We start from the raw sequence: 6,157 nt of genomic DNA, 5'->3' as shown, positions 1-6,157 counted from the left end.
TTGACTTCGCAAATATTGTTTGGGTTTGAATAAATTCAAACCGCCCTACACATATTTGGTTTGTCGAAACAATGTTCAGTTTTCAAAGGTCTACCTAAGCGATTACCGAAGTAATCAGCTTAATTATCATATCATGTTGCTGATGTGATGTCAACAAGAAGTTTGATTTAACAACGTTTCTCGTCGATTGCCACGATAAACGCGACAACTTATATAGAATATCACGTTATCAACAACTCGTCAATAACTAATTTCAATCTCTATGAATTGGTCTAGTTACTGATTCGCCTTGACAACGTATATAACTATACCAAGTAAAAGCCCTTGGCGTCAACTAAAAACTGAAAATAAGTGAATCTTTTTTCAAAGGCATAACTTATAGTTGAAAGCATACAAATTGTTAACTGACGGCCGTGTGTTTCTTATTTTTAAAGTCAGCTCCGTTCGGGTTTGTTTTGGCATAAAAAAGCGCAGTGGTCAAAAGCACCCACTGCGCACTCTAAAAATTTTGATTTACTTCGCGATCCGGACTAAGAAATACCGTTTCTTCCCCCGACGCACAATAACAAATTTACCATCAAATGCGCTGCTAGGGTCAACTTCGGCCTGCGTATCCGTAACCTTCTCACCATTAATCCGAATAGCCCCGTTGGTTAAATCTTCGCGAGCCTGACGCCGTGACGATTCAATTTTGGTGTCGTCGACTAACCATTCAACCAAGTTCTTCTTGTCAGCGTTAACCGTCACGGAAGGCATCTTCTTGAAGCCTTGTTCGATTTCGCTAGCCGTCAAGTCAGCCACATCCCCGGAAAACAACGCCTTAGTAATGTGTTGGGCTTCGACGACGGCGTCATGACCGTGCACGAATTCCGTCACTTCTTCGGCCAAACGACGCTGGGCTTCCCGCTTCTCTGGATGCGTTGCCACGGCCGTTTCCAATTCCTTGATCTGGTCTTGGTCTAAAAACGTGAAGTACTTCAATAACTTGATGACATCCTTATCGTTCGTGTTAATCCAGAATTGGTAGAATTCGTAAGGTGAGGTCTTCTCTGGGTCCAACCAAACGTTGCCACCTTCGGACTTCCCAAACTTCGTGCCATCCTCCTTCAATAATAACGGAATGGTCAACCCATAGGCTTTGGCATCGGAGCCCTTCAACTTGTGGATCAAGTCAATACCGGCCGTAATATTCCCCCATTGATCGGCTCCCCCGATTTGGAGTTGGACGTCTTCGGCTTGGAACAAGTGCAAGAAGTCAATGGATTGGAGAATCTGGTACGTGAATTCCGTGTAGGAAATCCCAACTTCCAGCCGTGAAGCCACCACTTCCTTGTTCAACATGTTGTTGACGTTAAATAGCTTCCCGTAGTCACGCAAGAAGTCCAACAGTGAAATCTTGGACAACCAGTCGTAGTTGTTCACAATCTTAAAGGTCCCATCTTGACCGAAGAGGTGTTCCATCTGCTTGGTCAGGCAGTCCTGGTTATGACGAACTTGGTCCATGGTTTGCAGGACCCGTTCGGATTTCTTCCCCGATGGATCACCGATGGACCCCGTCGCGCCACCGATGATGATGTATGGTCGATGACCGGCTAACTGGAAGCGTTTCAGGATCATAAAGGGAATCAAGTGACCGATGTGCATAGAGTCTCCCGTTGGGTCAATCCCTACGTACAACCCCACGGCCTTATCCTTAACCAATTCGCCCAAACCGGCTTCATCGGTCTGCTGGTTAATCGCGCCACGCCATTTTAACTCATCAATAATTGACATTTCCGTTCCTCCTAGTGTAATTCTCTCAATAAAAAAGTCCCCAATGGCACTATGCCATCAGGGACGAATTGAAATCCGCGTTACCACCCAAGTTGTTGTCCATTGACAACCGCTCGTCATCGTTAACGGAATGACCCGCCGACTAGTCGGCCGCTCCTCAGCGTAATTCATGGTTACGGACGTTCCAACTCTCAGCGCCGTCAGATTTCTTGACCGGAGCCGCACCCACTACTGGACTGATTCATCGCTTATGATGTCGATGATACCGGGAGTCCGGGCAAATGTCAATACACCAAGTGGTTAAAAGAGGCTCTTCACGCTCTCCATCACGATTTGAATATTTAACACCGTCAAGACAATCGTACACGTCCACGCCATCACGGTGATCCAGCGTTTGTTGACGTACTCCGCGCCCATGATCTTCTTGGAGGAGGTAAACATTGTCAGGGGGATCATCGAAAACGGCAGGGCAATCGACAGGAACACCTGTGAATTAACCAAGAGACTGTCCAGTGCCGCTTCGTTACCGCCATAGATAATCGTACAAATAATCACGGGAACCACTGAGATCAGCCGCGTCACGAGCCGACGCACCCACAGCGGGATCTTTAAATTGATGAACCCTTCCATAATAACCTGCCCCGTCAACGTTCCCGTAATGGTCGAGTTCTGACCGGAAGCCAGCAGTGCGACCGCAAACAGCGTTGACAGTAACGGTGAAGCCACCGCACCGGCCAATTGGTTATCTTGCAACGCGGCGTACAGATTTCCAAACGTGCCTAACTGATCGGTCCCCTTACCGAAGAACATCGCGGCCCCCAGCAGTAACAGCAAGCAGTTAATCACAAACGCGCCAAACAACTGAATGTTGGAATCCCAGGTTGTGAACTTCACTGCACGACGCATTTCGGCCGGATCATCCCGGTTGAACTTCCGCGTTTGCGAGATGGATGAGTGAAGGTAGAGGTTATGTGGCATAACCGTCGCCCCCACAATCCCCAGCGCCATGGTCAACTGCCCGGAATGTACGATCTCCGTCCGCGGAATGAAGTTCGCCATTGCGGCGCCCATGTTTGGTTGCGCAATGATCACTTCATAGGCAAAGACCACCAAGATCACCGTAATCAAGCAGATCACGATGGCTTCAATCTTTCGGAAGCCTAATTTCGTTAATAATAATAGTAATAAGACGTCAAATACCGTCAGGGAAACTCCTAACACCAGTGGCACTCCGAACAACAATTGCAGGGCGATCGCCCCACCAATAACTTCGGCAATGTCGGTCGCCATAATCGCCAATTCGGTCACGACCCACAGGACGGCCCCAATACGTTTACTCGTATGTGCCCGGGTGGCTTGAGCCAAATCCATCTGTGTCACAATGCCCAGTTTAGCCGCCATGTATTGCAGTAACATCGCGATTAAACTCGACATCAAGATGACGGACATCAGCAGGTAGCCGTACTTCGCGCCCCCACCAATCGAGGTAACCCAGTTTCCCGGATCCATGTACCCCACGGCGACTAATGCCCCCGGTCCTGAAAAGGCCATTAAGCTCTTAAAAAAGCCCTTATCCTTGGGGATCTTGACGGTCCCATTCACTTCTTCCAATGACGGTCCGTTCGCGTAACCGGTCAAATTCTTCGGCTTCGTTGAAACGTTGTCTGTCATGTTTTTCAGCTCCCTTATCTCTTTGCTATCATCCAATTATACGGACGCAGCGCAATTTGTAAAGGATTTTTTAAAGTTCCCTAACTTTAAATTTATATTACCCATTAAATTAATAATCCCAAAAATGCAAAATTCTCTTGTGTTTTCAAGCCGTTTGCATCATAATATTTTTTATATTTATTTTTACAGAAAGTGGTGACCCCCTTGGCCCATACAAAAATGTTTGTTGAATTACTTGCCCCCCTATTCATTGCGATCCTCACAATTGCTGCTCTGATGACCCTGGTCAAGTGGCACTTCACGACCGCTGCGATTGGTCTGGGAACTTTAGGGACCCTCGGCCTAATCATCGTTATTCTCAGTGGCTTAGCCGCGGACTTCTGGTCCTATCGCCACGCCGTACGCCAGGTAAAATCCCAAATCAAAGACCATTAACCGTAGTTCTCTAACTAAAGAAGCCTAAACGACCAATCCACTGTTGGTCGTTCAGGCTTCTTTTTCATTTGCATAAGGGGATTGCTGGCCACTCCACGAGTCAGCACTGCCCCGCATCTGCCAAAGGCACAGACTTTGCGGCCGCCTGACCATCTTCACGCAGTTGCTTTAAGGTCATGGCCAACGTAGCCGGTAACTTCTCCTGAATAAGGTCTAGTTTCTTTTGGCCCAGCACCGTCAACGTAAGGTATCGTCGCCGCCGATCCGTTGCGGCTACCCGTTGACTGAGGTAGCCCCGTTTACACAGATCCACGACGAGATTCGACGTCCGGGTCGCTGAAAAACCTAACTTCTTCGCGGCCTGAGCCACCGTCAACTTCTCATTAGCGACGTAGGTCAACAACTGGCACTGGGGTAAGTTCAGACTCAACTCCGCGAGTGGTTGATTGTAGCACTGCGTGACTAACCCATAGATTCTGGTCAGCGTCTTCAATTGTTCATACTCCACCATTTTCCAACTCCCCTTTCTATAAAATGTATCCGTTTTCATTATACCATTAACAGTCTATGACAAAACAATCCTGTTGCATAATTAGTCCGCCATATATTCTATTTTGACCCCAAATCATCCTCATGAACAGAAAAAAAGAGTCCGGACTAAGCTCTCCAGACTCTTGGTGTCACTGCTTAGCCACGGTTAAAGCATCACCAGTCCCGCTGGAAACTACTAACCAGGCTTCGGCTCACGCAGCTCACAACAGACCTATTTAACTTCACCGAGTGACTGCTTGCGGTTGTTGAAGTCTAAGGCAAATAGTGACAACTCGTGATGCCGCAAGACACGAATTAACCGGTCCAGGTTCTCACCGTAGGCCAATTCTTTGACCCAGTGAAAGGCCTCGACGTGATGCTGATCAGCAAACCCGGCCGCCAGCGGATCGACACCATAAATAATCAGATAATTGGCCCGCTTGCTCGGGTCGATCACGGTCTGATCGGTCAACAAACTCAGATGAACAATCCCACTCAATAGGCGGTTAAAGATATCCGTGGTCACCCCAATCATGTCATAGGTCACCAAAATTTCGACCTTGGCCGCCGTCAGGGTCAGCCCGTTGGTGTATTTGCTCAAGTGTTTCTGCACCAACCGAATATCTGCCGCGGCTACCTGACCGGGGTACAGCTGGCCCATGCTCTTCGCCAGCGCGGTCGCCGCAGCAATGGACGACGCCGTGGGCTGATAGAGGGCCGTGATTTCCGGCCGTAAGAGCGGGTCAACGCGGAACAGCAACATGAATTGACAGAGCGCAAACAACCAGTTGGCAAACCAATCACGTCCCGTCGCGTAGTCCGCTAATTCCCGCACGCCCGGGGCCAGCTCATAATTACCCAGACGCTGCTTAAGGCCTAGATACAGGCGCTGCATCGCTTGGGGCTGCAGTGCCCGCACAAAGTACGGCGAACTGGTCAACAGATAATCCAAGGTTGCCAACTCGGTTAACGCTTCCTGCGGCGTATTGCCCACCTGCTCCTGCAGTGTTGCGGCCAAACCACGTAAATCCGTCAAATGGGCCAACGGAAAGCGAAGCGCCGTGTACCGGTAGCCCTGATCAAACCGTAACAAGGCCAAGGTGACCAGCAAATCCTTGCGTTGCGTGAGGCTTGCTGACTCCTGATAGACGGTGGAATTGGCATAGGTCGCCATCACCTGATCGTGGAATCGCTGCATTTTGGGGGACAGTCGTGGTAAATCCGCGACCGGCGTCAACGTCGTACTGAATAACATGAAGTATAACAGCTGAATCAACACCTCGTTGCCCGTAATTTGCAAGGGATTCGCCATCAACTGCAGATCGTATTGTGCCAGCTGCTCCTTCATGGCCTTCATGCGCCGATTAAACGTTGACGTGCTGATACCCAAGTCGGCACAAAACGCGCTCGTCTGTTGGTAACTCTGTTTGAGCGTGGCCACCATGGCTTGATATGGAATGCTCTGTTGATACAGCCAGTGGCGATACGTATCCATCGTCACGCGTGTCACCAGGTCATCCTTTGTCAGCGTCGTCTGCCGATCCAGTATCAGCAGGTCCGACCGCAAGTTTAGGAGTACGTGGTAGGCCCGTGAATAGCTCACATCGGTCATCTCGGCAAACTCGGTCAGACTGAAGTGCCGCCGCTTATCATTAATAAAGGTCAACAGCTGAATCTTTAACGTCTCGCGCTCCGTTAACATCGCAAAATCAATTTTCAATTCTCTCACTTCTCATTCGCTTGGTAT

At 49.1% G+C, this 6,157-nt stretch carries 5 protein-coding genes and 1 other annotated feature; of the genes, 1 reads left to right on the top strand and 4 read right to left on the bottom strand.

Features of this window, described 5'->3' with window-relative positions; all coding sequences use genetic code 11:
* Positions 1–513 precede the first annotated feature (513 nt).
* Together tyrS and HEQ50_RS00725 are read right to left on the bottom strand one after the other, a co-directional pair.
* Positions 514–1,773, bottom strand: a complete 1,260-nt coding sequence (gene tyrS, locus HEQ50_RS00730; protein ID WP_168898547.1) for a tyrosine--tRNA ligase — start codon at positions 1,771–1,773, stop codon at positions 514–516.
* Between the two features lie 56 nt (positions 1,774–1,829).
* Positions 1,830–2,027 (bottom strand) — a binding site (T-box leader).
* 46 nt (positions 2,028–2,073) lie between these two features.
* Complete coding sequence (locus tag HEQ50_RS00725) at positions 2,074–3,444, bottom strand: Nramp family divalent metal transporter (protein WP_168898546.1); 1,371 nt, start codon at positions 3,442–3,444, stop codon at positions 2,074–2,076.
* Between the two features lie 204 nt (positions 3,445–3,648).
* Here HEQ50_RS00725 and HEQ50_RS00720 point away from each other — a divergent pair, with 204 nt between their 5' ends.
* On the top strand, positions 3,649–3,879 hold the full coding sequence (locus tag HEQ50_RS00720) for a hypothetical protein (RefSeq protein WP_168898545.1): 231 nt from the start codon (positions 3,649–3,651) through the stop codon (positions 3,877–3,879).
* Between the two features lie 100 nt (positions 3,880–3,979).
* On the opposite strand, the gene HEQ50_RS00715 is transcribed toward HEQ50_RS00720, so the two are convergent.
* Together HEQ50_RS00715 and HEQ50_RS00710 are read right to left on the bottom strand one after the other, a co-directional pair.
* Positions 3,980–4,390, bottom strand: a complete 411-nt coding sequence (locus tag HEQ50_RS00715) for a MarR family winged helix-turn-helix transcriptional regulator (RefSeq protein ID WP_168898544.1) — start codon at positions 4,388–4,390, stop codon at positions 3,980–3,982.
* Positions 4,391–4,642: 252 nt separating this feature from the next.
* On the bottom strand, positions 4,643–6,130 hold the full coding sequence (locus HEQ50_RS00710) for a helix-turn-helix domain-containing protein (protein WP_168898543.1): 1,488 nt from the start codon (positions 6,128–6,130) through the stop codon (positions 4,643–4,645).
* Positions 6,131–6,157: the final 27 nt, after the last annotated feature.

The organism is Lactobacillus sp. HBUAS51381, from assembly GCF_012641095.1.
In the GTDB taxonomy this organism is placed as follows: Bacteria; Bacillota; Bacilli; order Lactobacillales; family Lactobacillaceae; genus Levilactobacillus.
Note: the sequence above shows the minus strand (reverse complement) of the source record. Positions and strands in the feature narration are given on the sequence as shown.